18 protein-coding genes are annotated in these 15,878 nt (G+C 37.9%); all 18 read left to right on the top strand.

The genetic code is table 11. The features are described 5' to 3' along the window. The first annotated feature begins 4 nt into the window (after positions 1 to 4). The 18 genes from fliQ (at position 5) to frr (ending at position 15,858) form a co-directional block, all read left to right on the top strand. Entirely contained in the window at positions 5 to 274 is a 270-nt protein-coding gene (gene fliQ / locus BQ5321_RS15425; RefSeq protein ID WP_071395326.1) for a flagellar biosynthesis protein FliQ, read from the top strand. Positions 275 to 278: 4 nt separating this feature from the next. Continuing rightward, positions 279 to 1,055, top strand: a complete 777-nt coding sequence (fliR, locus tag BQ5321_RS15420) for a flagellar biosynthetic protein FliR (RefSeq protein ID WP_071395325.1) — start codon at positions 279 to 281, stop codon at positions 1,053 to 1,055. A gap of 3 nt (positions 1,056 to 1,058) precedes the next feature. Beyond that, positions 1,059 to 2,144, top strand: coding sequence for a flagellar biosynthesis protein FlhB (gene flhB, locus BQ5321_RS15415; RefSeq protein WP_071395324.1), 1,086 nt, complete (start codon positions 1,059 to 1,061; stop codon positions 2,142 to 2,144). Positions 2,145 to 2,223: 79 nt separating this feature from the next. After that, positions 2,224 to 4,260, top strand: a complete 2,037-nt coding sequence (gene flhA / locus BQ5321_RS15410) for a flagellar biosynthesis protein FlhA (protein ID WP_071395323.1) — start codon at positions 2,224 to 2,226, stop codon at positions 4,258 to 4,260. Further along, positions 4,257 to 5,411, top strand: a complete 1,155-nt coding sequence (gene flhF / locus BQ5321_RS15405; protein WP_071395322.1) for a flagellar biosynthesis GTPase FlhF — start codon at positions 4,257 to 4,259, stop codon at positions 5,409 to 5,411. Before flhA ends, flhF begins: the two co-directional genes overlap by 4 nt. A gap of 1 nt (position 5,412) precedes the next feature. After that, positions 5,413 to 6,279: a MinD/ParA family protein gene (locus BQ5321_RS15400; protein ID WP_071395321.1), complete on the top strand. Its 867-nt coding sequence runs from the start codon at positions 5,413 to 5,415 to the stop codon at positions 6,277 to 6,279. 9 nt (positions 6,280 to 6,288) lie between these two features. Further along, a complete protein-coding gene (locus BQ5321_RS15395; RefSeq protein WP_071395320.1) occupies positions 6,289 to 6,972 on the top strand; it encodes a CheB methylesterase domain-containing protein in 684 nt (227 codons plus the stop codon). A gap of 20 nt (positions 6,973 to 6,992) precedes the next feature. Then, positions 6,993 to 9,056 carry a chemotaxis protein CheA gene (locus BQ5321_RS15390; RefSeq protein ID WP_071395319.1) on the top strand — a complete coding sequence of 688 codons (2,064 nt, stop codon included), beginning with the start codon at positions 6,993 to 6,995 and terminating at the stop codon, positions 9,054 to 9,056. 53 nt (positions 9,057 to 9,109) lie between these two features. Then, positions 9,110 to 9,556 (top strand): chemotaxis protein CheW, encoded by a 447-nt coding sequence (locus BQ5321_RS15385; RefSeq protein ID WP_071395318.1) that lies wholly within the window; start codon positions 9,110 to 9,112, stop codon positions 9,554 to 9,556. 16 nt (positions 9,557 to 9,572) lie between these two features. After that, positions 9,573 to 10,211 (top strand): chemotaxis protein CheC, encoded by a 639-nt coding sequence (locus tag BQ5321_RS15380; protein ID WP_071395317.1) that lies wholly within the window; start codon positions 9,573 to 9,575, stop codon positions 10,209 to 10,211. Next, positions 10,204 to 10,701: a chemotaxis protein CheD gene (locus BQ5321_RS15375; protein WP_071395316.1), complete on the top strand. Its 498-nt coding sequence runs from the start codon at positions 10,204 to 10,206 to the stop codon at positions 10,699 to 10,701. The genes BQ5321_RS15380 and BQ5321_RS15375 overlap by 8 nt, the downstream gene beginning before the upstream one ends. A gap of 130 nt (positions 10,702 to 10,831) precedes the next feature. After that, on the top strand, positions 10,832 to 11,590 hold the full coding sequence (locus BQ5321_RS15370; protein WP_071395315.1) for a FliA/WhiG family RNA polymerase sigma factor: 759 nt from the start codon (positions 10,832 to 10,834) through the stop codon (positions 11,588 to 11,590). 26 nt (positions 11,591 to 11,616) lie between these two features. Continuing rightward, a complete protein-coding gene (locus tag BQ5321_RS15365) occupies positions 11,617 to 11,925 on the top strand; it encodes a hypothetical protein (protein ID WP_071395314.1) in 309 nt (102 codons plus the stop codon). Positions 11,926 to 11,934: 9 nt separating this feature from the next. Next, positions 11,935 to 12,573, top strand: a complete 639-nt coding sequence (locus BQ5321_RS15360; RefSeq protein ID WP_071395313.1) for a hypothetical protein — start codon at positions 11,935 to 11,937, stop codon at positions 12,571 to 12,573. Between the two features lie 144 nt (positions 12,574 to 12,717). Beyond that, complete coding sequence (rpsB, locus tag BQ5321_RS15355; RefSeq protein ID WP_071395312.1) at positions 12,718 to 13,431, top strand: 30S ribosomal protein S2; 714 nt, start codon at positions 12,718 to 12,720, stop codon at positions 13,429 to 13,431. Positions 13,432 to 13,594: 163 nt separating this feature from the next. Continuing rightward, complete coding sequence (gene tsf, locus BQ5321_RS15350; protein ID WP_071395311.1) at positions 13,595 to 14,476, top strand: translation elongation factor Ts; 882 nt, start codon at positions 13,595 to 13,597, stop codon at positions 14,474 to 14,476. 99 nt (positions 14,477 to 14,575) lie between these two features. Further along, positions 14,576 to 15,298 (top strand): UMP kinase, encoded by a 723-nt coding sequence (gene pyrH, locus BQ5321_RS15345; RefSeq protein WP_071395310.1) that lies wholly within the window; start codon positions 14,576 to 14,578, stop codon positions 15,296 to 15,298. Positions 15,299 to 15,300: 2 nt separating this feature from the next. Beyond that, positions 15,301 to 15,858: a ribosome recycling factor gene (gene frr, locus BQ5321_RS15340; RefSeq protein WP_071395309.1), complete on the top strand. Its 558-nt coding sequence runs from the start codon at positions 15,301 to 15,303 to the stop codon at positions 15,856 to 15,858. The last annotated feature ends 20 nt before the right edge of the window (positions 15,859 to 15,878 follow it).

The raw sequence follows: 15,878 nt of genomic DNA, 5'->3' as shown, positions 1-15,878 counted from the left end.
AAGGATGACTCCTGAAACAGTCATAGCGATCGCGGAAGAAGGTATCTGGGTCGTTCTATTAATAAGTGGTCCGCTACTAGCGCTGGCGCTTGTTGTTGGCTTGATCGTCAGTGTTTTTCAGGCAACAACGCAAATTCAAGAACAAACATTAGCATTTATACCCAAAATTGTGGCGGTATTACTTGGAATTGTATTCTTTGGTCCTTGGATGCTCAGTCATTTAATCTCTTATACACACAATATTTTTTCTAACTTAGTTAGGTTTATAGGCTGATACTATGATGGATATTGTTGAAGCATTTCCTGCTTTTTTACTTGTTTTTGTCAGGGTTACATCCTTTTTCTTATTAATGCCTCTCTTTTCATATCGGACAATCCCAACATCTTTTAAAGTGGGTCTTGGCTTTTTTATAGCGATGATTATGCTTTTTGAGATCGATGCTCCCGTGTTGGAGCTCAATGGAGACTATTATTTATTAATCCTAAAGGAAGCTCTAGTTGGGATTCTGCTTGGATTTATTGCCTATTTGATTATGTCTGCAATTCAAATTGCCGGTGGCTTTATTGATTTTCAAATGGGTTTTGGAATGGTGAATGTGATGGACCCTCAAACAGGAGCCCAGAGTCCACTGATGGGCCAATACTTATATATAATTAGTTTATTTTTTCTATTAATGGTAAACGGGCATCATTTAATTATCGAAGGAATTTATTACAGCTATCATTTTATCCCGCTCAACCAAGCATGGCTGCCGCTTGGCTCCGAGCAAGTATGGCAATATGTACTAAAGTCATTTAGTAGTATGTTTATGATTGCATTGCAAATGTCTCTCCCGATTGTTGGAAGTTTGTTTCTAGTTGATGTCGCACTCGGGATTACGGCTCGGACATTTCCACAGTTAAATATTTTTGTAGTGGGGATTCCACTTAAAATCGGAGTTAGCTTTATCATCCTAATGGTCGTAATGGGCACAATGATGGTTGTTGTATCGCGAATTTTTTCAACGATGCTGACAACGATGAGAGGGTTATTGAATCTCTTTGGGGGTTTGTAGACATTGAAGCTTGTAACATTAGATTTGCAATTTTTTGCTGGTGAAAAAACAGAAAAAGCGACGCCTAAAAAAAGACAGGATGCAAGAAAAAAAGGACAGGTGGCTAAAAGCCAGGATGTGAATACAGCAGTTGGCTTACTTGCCGTCTTTTTATTCTTATTATTTGGCGGTCCTTATTTATTATCAAAACTAACATCACTTCTAAAACATTCCTTCCAGGTCTATATGCTAATGGATTTGTCAGAACCAAGCATTCATTATATTTTAATTGAGCTATTAAAAGAACTCGCTCTTATTATAGGTCCTATTATGCTTGTTGCACTAACAGCAGGAGTGGCTGCTAATTATTTTCAGGTTGGCTTTCTTTTTTCAACAGAAGCAATTCAAATGAAGCTGGAAAAAATTGATCCGATTAAGGGTTTTAAGCGGATTTTTTCACTCCGCTCAGTGGTTGAATTTTTGAAATCAATCCTAAAGATTTGCATTGTTGGTATTATTACATTTCTTGTTATTTGGATTAGCCTTAATGACATTTTAACATTATCACAATTATCAATCGGTTCCGCTTTTGCTTTTCTAGCGGATTTAACCGTTAAAATGGGTTTATATGCAGGTAGTGCCTTACTATTTTTAGCTTTACTGGATTATCTATACCAAAAGTATGACTTTGAAAAAAATATCCGAATGTCGAAACAGGATATTAAAGATGAATACAAAAATAGTGAGGGAGACCCATTAATTAAATCGAAGATTAAGCAAAAGCAGCGGGAAATGGCGATGAGTCGAATGATGCAGGAAGTTCCAAATGCGGATGTCATTATCACGAATCCAACCCATTATGCTATTGCCTTGAAATATGATGAAACCAAATATGATGCTCCGTATGTAGTGGCAAAGGGAGTCGATTTTGTGGCTCAAAAGATAAAATTTGTCGCTAAAGAAAACGAGGTTATCACGATTGAGAATCGCCCGCTGGCAAGGGCTCTATATAGTCAAAGTGAAATCGGAGATGTGATTCCGGAAGAATTTTTTAAAGCGGTAGCTGAAATATTGGCATATGTATACAGAACGAAACAGCATGTTAAGTAGCAATTGTAGGAGAAATCTATTTAAAGCTTGGAAATAAAGTATAATCGGGTCCAGAGCTTTATTATTGGGAGGGAATAACATGAAAGCAAGAGATTTAATTGTCATAATAAGCGTTATCATGATTGTTGCAATGCTTATTATTCCTCTTCCGACATGGTTATTAAGTATTTTACTTATTATAAATATCTCATTAGGACTACTCGTGCTATTGACATCAATGAATATGACAGAGCCTCTCCAGTTCTCTGTATTCCCATCCCTTTTGCTACTCTTAACCTTGTTTCGCTTAGGTTTAAATATCTCGACAACCCGGGCAATTCTTACCAATGGAGACGCAGGTGGAGTAGTTGAAACATTTGGTTCCTTTGTTGTCGGGGGGAATATCATTGTTGGTATGGTTGTCTTTTTGATTCTAGTCATCATTAATTTCATTGTAATTACAAAAGGTTCTGAGCGAGTATCTGAAGTAGCTGCAAGGTTTACCCTGGATGCTATGCCGGGGAAACAAATGAGTATTGATGCTGATTTGAATGCGGGCATGATTTCAGAGCAGCAGGCACGGGAAAGACGTGAAAAAGTAAGCCGCGAAGCAGATTTTTACGGGTCCATGGATGGAGCAAGTAAATTTGTTAAAGGAGATGCCATTGCCGGAATCATTATCGTTTTAATCAATTTAATCTTTGGCATTATCATAGGAGTCCTGCAGCAGGGAATGGACATTGCTGATGCAGCAGGACATTTTTCATTATTAACGGTAGGCGATGGGATTGTCAGTCAAGTACCTGCCTTATTAATCTCAACAGCAACAGGTATCGTTGTAACAAGAGCAACATCAGATGGCAATTTAGGAGAAGATATTGTCTCACAGCTCCTTCATTTTCCAAAAATGCTGTATGTTACAGGTGGGACGATTCTTTGCTTAGGGTTATTTACACCTATTAATGACGTTTTGACGATTCCTATTGCAGGGCTATTAATTTTTGCCGGCTATCGGTTTACGAATATTCCTGAACAGAATCCGGATCGGGTACCAGAAATTGAGGAAGATACCGAGGCTGATGAAATGAAGAGTCCTGAAAGTGTTGTGAGTCTACTAAATACAGACCCAATTGAGTTTGAGTTTGGCTATGGTTTAATTCCGCTTGTCGATACAAACCAAGGTGGAGATTTGCTTGATCGAATTGTCATGATTCGAAGACAGCTCGCCATCGAACTTGGTCTAATCATTCCTGTTGTAAGGATAAGAGATAATATCCAGCTGCAGCCCAATGAATATCGTTTAAAAATAAAAGGAATCGAAATGGCGCATGGTGAGCTTTTATTAGATCATTATTTAGCAATGAGCCCGGGAACAGATGATGATTCGATCACTGGAATTGATACTATCGAACCTTCCTTTGGCTTGCCTGCAAAATGGATTACAGAGGATATGAAAGAGGAAGCGGAAATTCTCGGATATACGGTCGTGGATCCTCCCTCTGTTGTTTCGACCCATATTACAGAGGTTATTAAAGCAAATGGATATGATTTATTAGGGAGACAAGAAACGAAGCAATTGATTGACCATCTAAAAGAAAACTATCCAATACTTGTAGAGGAAGTAACACCCAATCCACTTTCAATTGGAGAGGTTCAGAAGGTTTTGGCTAAACTACTTAAAGAGAGCATCTCGATTCGAAATTTACCAATCATTTTTGAAACATTAGCAGATTTTGGGAAAGTGACGTCTGATACAGATGTCTTAACTGAATATGTGAGGCAATCACTTGCTAGACAAATCACTAATCAATATCTGCAGGGGAATGACTCATTAAAGGTTGTAACCTTATCTGGAAAAGTAGAAAAGTCAATTGCAGAAGCGATTCAGCAAACAGAACATGGAAATTATTTAGCAATGGATCCATCGGTTTCACAACAAATTTTGGAATCAATAGCCGCACAGGTTGAACATCTCTCTTTAATGGAGCAAACGCCGATTGTACTTTGTTCACCTGCTGTTCGTATGTATGTACGTCAACTAACAGAGCGCTATTTTCCGCAAATTCCGATTCTGTCCTATAATGAGCTTGAAGCCAATGTTGAAGTCCAGAGTGTTGGGGTGGTGAATTTAGATTGAAGGTAAAAAAATATCAGGCGGCTTCCATGCCGGAAGCAATGAAGCTCGTACGTAATGAACTGGGAAATGAAGCAATCATTCTTAATTCTAGAGTGATTCAGACAGGCGGTTTTCTTGGCCTCTTTAAAAAAAGGAGTATTGAGGTAATCGCTGCCCTTGATGCGAAACCGGCTGAGCTGGTAAAACCAATCGTAAAAGAAAAACAACGACCAATCGATTTACCGCTACCAGCAAAGAATTCACAAATCAAGAAAAAAGCTGATCATAGTCATGACAGCATTTCAAGCGAACTACACAAAGAATTAGCAGAACTAAAAACCATTCTTCAAAATGTTAAGCTTGGAAACAGTGAAAGCATCCCGTTGCCTGCTCCTATTCAAGAGTTAAAGCAATGGTTGATGAATCAAGGCATCCATGATGAATTAATGGATGCCCTTATGAAAGCAGCTATTGAACAATGGTATGTGAACAGAGGTAATATGACAGGAGATAAAGTTCGAAAATGGGCTAAAGAGTATTTAATTGAACAAATAAGTCATTTGCCTTTTGGTGGTATTTCATTTACTAAAAAGTATTTGCTCGTTGTTGGCCCAACAGGAGTGGGGAAAACGACAACCTTAGCTAAGCTTGCTGCTGCCTGTATCTTAAAACATAAAAAAAATATTGCCTTTATCACTACTGATACGTATCGAATTGCTGCTATTGAACAATTAAAAACATATGCTAATATCTTAAATGTTCCAATAGAGGTCTGTTATAGTCTAGAGGATTTTCATAAAGCAACAGAAAAATTCAGTCAATATGACTTAGTATTGATTGATACAGCGGGAAGAAATTTCCGAAATCGTAAATATGTCGAGGATTTGAAAAATATTATTGATTTTCAAAAAGACATTGAAACGTTTCTTGTGCTTTCGGTAACTTCAAAGCAAAAGGATATGGAGGAAATATATCAGCAGTTTTCACTTATTACGATTAATAAGTTCATTTTCTCAAAGGTAGATGAAACATCCACTTTTGGCTCGCTGTATAATATGATCCATAAAAAACAAAAAGCAGCTGCGTACATAACCAATGGTCAAAATGTACCGGATGATTTTATTCCAGCTACTCCCGAGAATATCGTACATCGGATAATTGGAGTCGATTAATATGGAAGATCAAGCAGAAAAACTACGAGAACAACTACAACAGCTGCAGACGAATAGTCAGTCAAAAACGGTTGCCGTCATAAGTGGAAAAGGCGGTGTTGGTAAATCGAATATATCATTAAACCTTGCCATCACGTTAAAGAATAAGGGACATAGAGTGCTCTTATTCGATTTGGATATCGGCATGGGAAATATTGATATTCTCATGGGAGTTTCCTCCTTTTATTCAATAGCGGATTTCTTTACAAATAATGTGCCACTTAATCAGATGATTACTGAGGTACCTGGTGGTATTCACTATATTTCGGGTGGAACGGGATTGTCCCAGCTTACAAATATAACGAAAAATTCCTTTCACACTTTTTTTGAGCAATTTTCTATCCTTTTATATGAATATGATTATGTAATCTTTGATATGGATGCCGGAATGAGTGAAAGATCTTTACGTTTTATTTTAGCAGTTGACGAAGTAATTGTTGTTACAACATGTGAACCGACATCGATAACGGATGCTTATGCAGCAATGAAATATATTACGATTGCCAATCATACAATGCCTTTCCTGATCATTGTCAATCGGGCCCAATCAGAAAAAGAAGGAATCGATACGTTTAATCGCATATCTAGGGTTCTCCAGCATTTTTTACAAAAAAAGGCTATTCTGCTTGGTATTTTACCTGAGGATTCCAGCATTCCTCAGGCAGTCAAACGACAGACTCCTTTTACTCAGTTCAATGAAAAAGCACCCGCTTCAAAGGCGTTATTTAGTATGGTAGAAAAGTATTGTCTGCAGGATTTTTATCCTCCAGCCAACTATAACAAGACAAATTTTGTGACCAGGCTAAGACGATTCCTTTTAGGAAGGTAGTGTATATAGGTGAAAGCAGGAATAATAAAGTCTTTAGAAAGAAAAAAGACTACTAACCTTTATGAAAAGTATAGTAAAATAGAACTAAATAATTCAAAAATAACAACTAATTGGAATCAATTAACGAAAAAAATTATCCTTATGGGATCTTCAACTGGTGGTCCAAGTGCACTGCAAACAGTTTTATGTAGCCTACCAGAAAATATCACTGCTCCCATTGTTATTGTCCAGCACATGCCATCCGGTTTTACCAGATCGCTAGCAAACCGGTTAAATGCACTGGCAGACATTACTGTGAAGGAAGCCGAGGAGGGTGATGTTCTAGAAGATGGAACAGCATATATTGCTCCTGGCGGCTGCCAATTGCGGATAAACCAATTTGGGAAACAAGTTGCGGTACAGCTTGACCATACAACAACAAGCTATACACACTGCCCCTCAGTTGACCTAATGTTCTCATCGGCCTCTGAACTAGCCGAATACGGTAAGATTGTTGTCATAATGACAGGGATGGGCTCCGATGGTTCAAGTGGTCTTATCACATTAAAAAGAAGCGGTCACGTTAAGGCGATAGCAGAGTCAGAGGAAAGCTGTGTCGTGTATGGAATGCCCAGAGCCGCCATTGCAACAGAACTTGTAGATGAAGTAGTGAATGTCGAACATATAGCCAAGACGATTTTGAAATATCTTTGATTCCGAGAGGTGTGAGCCAAGTGGAAATGAATCAATATTTAGAGGTTTTCATTGAAGAAAGTAAAGAACACTTACAGGCCTGTAATGATAATTTACTTGTGTTAGAGAAAAATCCAGAGGATATGAACATTATTAATGAAATTTTCCGTTCTGCCCATACATTAAAAGGGATGTCGGCAACAATGGGTTATGATGATTTAGCTAAACTGACCCATCAAATGGAAAATGTGTTGGATGCAATAAGACATCATACCATTTCAGTTACCCCTGAATTGTTAGATGTTGTTTTTTTAGCGGTTGATGATTTAGAGGCAATGGTTCATTCTATCGCAGAAGGTGGAGATGGGAAAAGAGATGTTTCAATTGTTGTTGAACAGTTGAAACTGATTGAAACCGGACATTCGCCATTGATTGCAGCAGCTGATAAAGAGGCAGCAGCAACGGCTGAACCAAAACAAGCGGTGCAGCTGGAATATGATGAATTTGAACGTACGGTTATTGAGGAATCCCACGAACAGGGATTTTCTACATTCGAGGTAACGATTGCATTACGGGATGATTGTTTATTAAAAGCAGCAAGAGTGTATATGATTTTTGAAGCCATTGAGAAGCTTGGAGAAGTTATCAAATCACTGCCTCCTGTAGAGCAGCTCGAGGAAGAACAATTTGAGAAATCATTTACAGTTACATTGGTCTCAAAAGAAAATGAATTGGATATCGAAAAGAAAGTGATGCAAGTATCGGAGGTAGAAGCGGTTACAATAAAGACGGTTTCCCCTTCAGAATTTTCACAGGTTGCAAAGGAGTTGGCCGCCGAATCGGATAAGCTTGACGCTAATGACGCTCCAGCAATCCTAGTCAATAAAGCGATCGAAAATAGCCATAAGGAGTCCGATCATGAACAAAATAAAACAGTGAATTCCGGTAAAGCTGCTGCGAGCAAAACAATCAGAGTTAATATTGAACGGTTGGATATTCTCTTGAATTTATTTGAAGAATTAGTGATTGATAGAGGCCGACTTGAACAAATCGCATCCGAGCTTAGAAACCAGGAATTACAGGAAACCGTTGATCGAATTTCGAGAAATACGGCCGATTTGCAGAATATTATCCTCAATATGAGGATGGTGCCGATTGAAACTGTATTTAATCGTTTTCCGCGCATGGTTCGACAGCTTGCCCGCGATTTGGAAAAAAAGGTGAATCTAGAAATTATTGGAGCTGAAACAGAGCTCGACCGGACGGTTATAGATGAAATCGGCGATCCGCTTGTTCATCTCATCCGTAACTCATTAGATCATGGAATTGAATCACCGCAAGCTAGAAGAGCAAATGGAAAAAGTGAGGAAGGAACCGTCACGTTAAAGGCTTATCATAGCGGCAATCATGTGTTTATTGAAATTGAAGATGATGGTGGCGGTATTAATCGTGACAAGGTGCTTCAGATTGCTCTAAATAACGGAATTGTATCTGAACAAACGGCTGCAACCCTTTCGGACAAGCAGGTCTACGAATTAATTTTTGCTTCTGGCTTCTCTACCGCAGATAAAATTTCAGATATCTCTGGACGGGGTGTTGGGTTAGATGTTGTCAAAAATACAATCGAAAACCTTGGTGGAAGCGTCACCGTTGACTCTATGCCTGGTAAAGGCTCTGTATTTTCGATTCAATTGCCACTAACTTTATCGATAATTTCTGTCATGTTGGTCGAAATCCAAATGGAGAAGTATGCTATTCCGCTTTCTTCGATAATTGAAACAGCCATTATTAAAAAGGATGAAATCCTGAATGCTCATAATCAAAAGGTCATTGATTTCCGTGGGAAAATCGTTCCTTTATTATACCTAAGGGATTTATTTGATGTACCTGTGGTGAAAGAAGAAAGTGAATATGTATCGATTGTCATTATTCGTAAGGGTGAGAAGATGGCCGGTCTTGTTGTTGACTCTTTTATTGGTCAGCAGGAAGTTGTCTTAAAATCTTTTGGCAATTATTTAACGAATGTATTTGCCATTCCGGGTGCAACGATACTAGGAGACGGTCAGGTTGCCTTAATCGTTGATTGCAATGCCTTACTTAAATAAATAGCTGCCATAAGGATATGGGATTTAAAGGTGGCGTAAACGAGGTGTATCGAATGTCTGAAGTAGTCTCCAAAGATATGAAATTAATTGTTTTTCAGCTTAATGGAAAAGAGTACGGAATCTCGGTCCATGATGTTCATGGAATTGAAAAGGTTCAACATATAACTAGAATTCCAGGTACAGCACCATTCCTTAAGGGTGTCATTAATCTTCGCGGTATAGTGACACCAATCATTGATTTGAGGAAAAGATTTGGTCTTGAGGAGTGTGAATATACCGATTTGACGAGAATCATCATTGTCGCTCTTGATGATATTGAAGTCGGTTTGGTTGTGGATGCCGCAAATGATGTGATTGATATCAATGAAGCCGCCATTGAGCCCTCTCCGGATTTAGTCGGTGTTGAGGAAGATGAATATGTAAAAGGGGTAGTGAAGGTAGAAAATCGACTATTGATTATTATTGACTTATACAAAATTCTGGACCGCGATATTTTATAAGCAGAAGGATAAAAATATGAATTTTATTGATAAAATTACAACAACTCATCTTGATATTTTAAAAGAAATTGGAAATATTGGCGCAGGAAATGCTGCGACTGCACTTTCTATGATTCTAGATAAGAGAATTGAGATGCAGGTACCAAATGTCCAAGTGGTTACCTTTGATGAAATGATTGAAATGGCCGGTGGAGCGGAGAATGTGGTTGCTGGAGTCTATTTACGAATTGAAGGTGATGCTCCCTGTCATATGTTTTTTGTTCTGCCGCTAGAACAAGCTAATAAATATATTCAGCAAATGACTGGTGTTAAGGTAGAATTTGAAACCCTTTCATATGATGAGATCGCATTATCAGCACTGCAGGAATTAGGAAATATTTTAGCAGGCTCGTATTTAACCTCATTATCGGATTTTACCAGATTACATTTATATCCTTCTGTTCCAGCAATAAGTATTGATATGCTGGGTGCTATTATTAGCTATGGCTTCATCGAGCTGTCTCAGTTTAGTGATTATGTCATTGTGATTGATACTGCATTGAATGAAACAAATGTTGAAAATATTGAACGAGTGGATGGCCACTTTTTTCTATTGCCTGACCCGGATTCATATGAGACTATTTTTCAATCACTTGGGGTTGCGTTAGATGAATAACCCTCAACAAATCATAAGAGTTGGAATTGCGGATATGAATATTGTAAAAGCGCCGGGCTTAATTCGTACGTCCGGATTAGGTTCCTGTGTCGGTGTGGTTGTCTATGATCAGTTGCAGCAAATCGCCGGATTAGCTCATATAATGCTGCCAGATTCATCACTAGCTAAAAATGGTTCACTTACGGCAGCCAAATATGCAGATACAGCCTTAGATGAGCTTGTTTCTTGCTTAATCAAAAAAGGTGCAAGAAAAACAGCACTAAAAGCAAAAATGGCCGGCGGTGCCCAAATGTTTCAATTTACTACGGGGAATGAATTAATGAGAATTGGACCTCGAAATGTTGAAGCAGTAAAACAACAATTACTGACTTTAAATATAGAAATTGTAGGAAAAGATGTCGGAGGAAATAGTGGTCGTACAATCGAGTTCGACCCAAAAACTTGTATTCTGCAGATTAAAACGGTTAATAAGGGAATTACATATTTGTAAGCTTGTGAAGTTTTTCTCTATTTAAGCTACAGACTGAATTTTTTCTACCTTCCTCTCTCAACGAATGAGAGAGGTTTTTTTAGAAAAACATAAGGACAAAAGCTGCTTACTCAGGAAAAGGAGGAATTAGATGGTTCATGCAGCAACGCTTGATGAACAGCTATACTGGGATAAATGGGTGACCTGTCGTGATAAAGATGCTGCGAATATATTGATGAAAAGGTATTTATCACTCGTTAGTTATCATGTGCAGCGAATTTCTGTTTCTCTCCCCAAAACCGTTTCGAGGGATGATCTTACTAGTTTAGGAATGATAGGTCTATATGATGCATTGGAGAAGTTTGATCCAAATAGGGATTTGAAATTTGAAACCTATGCGTCCTTTCGTGTTCGTGGTGCAATCCTAGACGGTTTAAGGAAAGAAGATTGGTTATCAAGAAGCTCGAGGGAAAAAGCCAAGAAAATAGATGCTGTGATAGAAAGTCTGGAGCAAAAATACCTGCGACACGTGACAGAAGAGGAAATAGCGGACGAATTAAATATTACAGTTGCTGAAGTATACGCGATCATGAACGAGCAATTCTTTGCTAATATGTTATCAATTGATGAACAACCAGAGGATCCTGAAGATAAGAGTAAGCAATCGTTTATAATAAAAGATGAGAGAGGAGAGAGTCCTGAACAAACTCTATTAAAAAATGAAGCCATTGAAGAAATGACAGGAATTATTTCTACATTAAATGAGAACGAGCAGCTAGTCATTAGTCTTTTTTATCAGGAAGAATTAACATTAACCGAAATTGGTCAGATTATGGGCTTATCCACATCAAGAATATCGCAGATTCACACTAAATGTATCTATAAACTAAGACAAGCGTTACGAAAGTAGGATATTGTCTAAAAGGGCGTGAAGGGATGAGTATGAAATCTGTTGAAATGCAGATTGCGATTCCAAGAACAATGGATACGGGGAAGCTACAGGAGCAGCTTCAACAACGGGGACGGAATTTAGTTGAGCATGCCGGTGAAGCGGTGCAAAAGGATGTTGAACATAATAAAAGCAGGACCGTGAAAAATGAAGAAGCAGGCAAAACCAACTGGATGAAGGAGAAAGATGAACGTAATCAAAATCACAAAAAAAGAAGTAAATTAAGTAGGGGAACAGATGTAATTCAACAAGAACACCATCCATATAAGGGAAAGATTATTGATTACAGTGGATAGAGGGATTCTATGACCATTTTTTTTATTATTATTAGTTTCATCTTAAATATTATCTCACTTATGGGTATTATTATCTTATTTTTAAGACAAAATAAATTGGTGAAGGTGGACGAGAATCAAAAAAAAACAATGATGGAAATGGAAGAATTAATGTCCTCCTATTTATTGGAAATGAAAGAGGAGAATGAGCGGTTTATTAATCGTGTAAAGGACACAAATGAAAAACAGTTCTCAAATGTAAACCAGCTGCAAAAAGCATTATCGGCTGAGGAGTCAAAGCAAGCTAGTAAAACAAGTGGACAAAAGCAGGAAAAGCCTGGTTTTTCATCACGAATAGAAAGCGCAGTAAACATACAGGCCGTTAGAGCCTATCAAAAACAAAACAATAAACTAATCGAGAATGATGTTTTGCCTGAAAAGACCAATCAAGTGGTAGAGACCAGACATGATGAACTAAAGAGGAAATTACAAGCAACAGAGTTGATAAAGGAACGTAGCAATAATGAATTGTTGAAGGAATCATTACTATTTCAAATTCTGATTATGAAACAACAGGGTTTTTCGATAGAGGAAATGGCAAAGCGCTTAAATAAAGGAAAGGCTGAAATCGCCTTGCTGCTTAAATTCCATGAAAATACTCAAGAATAACTTGATTGTCTTCTATACATATGATATATTATAAAACGGTGTTAATACACACGCTCACGGATTTACATGGATGGTGCTGTTTCGACAGTTTTCATGTAGAGATGAAATGAGCGGAGGAAAACAAAACCATTAGGAGGAACTATCATGTCAGTTATTTCAATGAAGCAATTACTTGAAGCTGGTGTACATTTCGGACACCAAACACGCCGTTGGAACCCTAAAATGAAAAAATATATTTTCACAGAGCGTAACGGCATCTATATCATCGACCTTCAAAAAACAGTTAAAAAGGTTGAAGAGGCGTACAAATGGGTTAAGGAACTAGCTGCTAATGGCGGAACTGTTCTATTCGTTGGTACAAAAAAACAAGCACAAGATTCTGTTAAGGAAGAAGCAATTCGTTCAGGTATGTACTATGTAAATCAACGTTGGTTAGGTGGAACACTAACAAACTTTGAAACCATTCAAAAGCGTATCGCTCGTTTAAAAGATATTGAGAGAATGGCTGAAGATGGTACATTTGAAGTGCTACCTAAAAAAGAAGTTGTTCAATTGAAAAAAGAACAAGAGCGTCTTGAGAAATTCTTAGGCGGAATTAAAGATATGAAACAGCTTCCTGATGCATTATTTATTATTGATCCTCGTAAAGAGCGTATCGCTGTTGCTGAAGCACATAAATTAAATATTCCTATCGTTGGAATGGTTGATACAAACTGTGATCCAGATGAGATTGATGTTGTTATCCCTGCAAACGATGATGCAATTCGCGCTGTTAAATTATTAACTGCTAAAATGGCCGATGCTATTTTAGAAGCGAAGCAAGGGGAAGAAACAGAAGTTGTTGAAGCTAACGCTTAATTGTTAATTTGTTTTACGTGCGTTTAAGTTATTCATGAATTGTCAAGAATAGGCTAGACCGTACAGGGAAAGGTGATAGAAGGGAAGCTCCCTTTATCACCTTTTTTTCAAAAAAAGTGATGAATTGAACAAAATACATATTTATTTAAGGAGGAAAAACATAATGGCTATTACAGCACAAATGGTTAAGGAACTTCGTGAAAAAACGGGTGCAGGAATGATGGATTGTAAAAAAGCACTACAACAAACTGATGGTGATATGGAAAAAGCAATCGATTTCCTACGTGAAAAAGGAATTGCATCAGCTGCTAAAAAAGCGGACCGTGTTGCTGCTGAAGGTATTACATCTGTAGTAGTGAATGGAAATGATGCCGTGATTTTAGAGGTTAACGCTGAAACAGACTTTGTTGCTAAAAACGAAGCGTTCCAAACTCTAGTAAAAGAATTAGGTGAACAATTACTTAGTGCAAAGCCTGCTACTTTAGAAGAGGCTCTTGCTTCAACAATGGCTAATGGTGCCACTGTAGAAGCACATATCTCTGCTGCGATTTCAAAAATTGGTGAAAACATGAACCTTCGCCGTTTCGAAGTGAAATCAAAAACTGATAATGATGCATTTGGTGCTTATCTGCACATGGGTGGACGTATTGGTGTTCTTACTGTCTTAGAAGGAACAACCGATGCAGAAGCGGCTAAAGATGTTTCCATGCATGTTGCTGCACTAAATCCTAAATTCGTATCTCGTGACGAAGTATCTGCAGAAGAAGTTGAGCATGAGCGTCAAGTATTAACTCAGCAAGCAATGAACGAAGGTAAACCAGAGAATATTGTTGCTAAAATGGTTGAAGGCCGTTTAGGAAAATATTTTGAAGATGTTTGCCTACTTGATCAAGCATTTGTTAAAAATCCTGATCAAAAAGTACGTCAATTTGTTGAATCTAAAGGTGGAAAGATTCGCGAATTTATTCGTTATGAAGTAGGAGAAGGTCTTGAAAAGCGTTCAGAAAACTTTGCTGAAGAAGTTATGAACCAAATGAAAAAATAATTTTTGTGCAAAATAAATACGAACTTTTTTCAGGGAACACACTGTGTTCCCTATTTTTAAAGCAGGTAAATAAATAGTATAATACATATGGAGGTTTCTATGACCAAACCAAAGTATAAACGCGTTGTCTTAAAATTAAGTGGAGAGGCCTTGGCTGGTGATCAAGGTTTTGGGATTTTCCCGGCTGTCATTAAATCGGTTGCTGCACAAGTAAAAGAGCTTGCAGATTTAGGTGTTGAGGTTGCAGTAGTAGTTGGCGGTGGTAATATTTGGCGTGGTAAGATTGGTGAAGAGATGGGTATGGACAGAGCAAATGCTGATTATATGGGGATGCTAGCGACCGTTATGAATTCGTTAGCGCTTCAGGATAGTCTTGAACAGGCCGGCTGTGAAACCCGTGTTCAAACATCGATTGAAATGCGACAGGTTGCTGAGCCATATATCCGTAGAAGAGCTATTCGTCATCTGGAGAAAAAACGTGTTGTTATTTTTGCTGCTGGGACTGGTAATCCATATTTCTCAACAGATACTACTGCTGCACTAAGAGCAGCTGAGATAGAGGCAGAAGTCATTCTGATGGCAAAGAACAACGTTGACGGAGTATATTCTGCAGATCCGCGCGTCGATCAGAATGCTAAGAAATATGATGAGTTATCTTATTTAGATGTGATTAAAGAAGGATTAGCTGTTATGGATTCTACCGCTTCTTCCTTATGTATGGATAATGATATTCCGTTAATTGTTTTTTCCATAATGGAAAATGGCAATATCAAACGTGCAGTTATGGGTGAAAAAATTGGAACAATTGTTAGGGGGAAATAATTATGCCAACACAAATTATTGATCATGCTAAAGAAAAAATGTCAAAGGCGATTCAGGCATATTCTCGTGAGTTAGCCAGTATCCGTGCCGGCAGAGCAAATGCATCTTTATTAGACCGCATTACAGTTGATTACTATGGTGCACCGACACCAATTAATCAATTAGCTGGTATTTCTGTTCCTGAAGCACGTTTGTTAGTTATTCAGCCATATGATAAAACAATCTTGGGAGAAATTGAAAGATCTATCTTAAAGTCTGACCTTGGATTGAATCCTACAAGCGATGGGAATATTATTCGAATTTCGATTCCAGCACTAACTGAAGAGCGTCGTAAAGAGCTTGTAAAAGTAGTGAAAAAAGAAGCTGAGGAAGCAAAAGTAGCGATTCGTAATATTCGTCGCGACGCAAATGATGATTTGAAAAAACGTGAAAAAGCAGGAGATATTACGGAAGACGACCACCGTGGGTATTCAGATGATATTCAAAAAGTGACGGATGAAAATATCAGCAAGATTGATGCAATGACAAAAGAAAAAGAAAAAGAAATTTTGGAAGTATAACCTGGGAATAGTTGTTTATT

Source organism: Bacillus tuaregi (assembly GCF_900104575.1).
Taxonomy (GTDB): domain Bacteria; phylum Bacillota; class Bacilli; order Bacillales; family Cytobacillaceae; genus Bacillus_BD; species Bacillus_BD tuaregi.
This window is presented reverse-complemented; position numbering and strand designations above follow the sequence as displayed.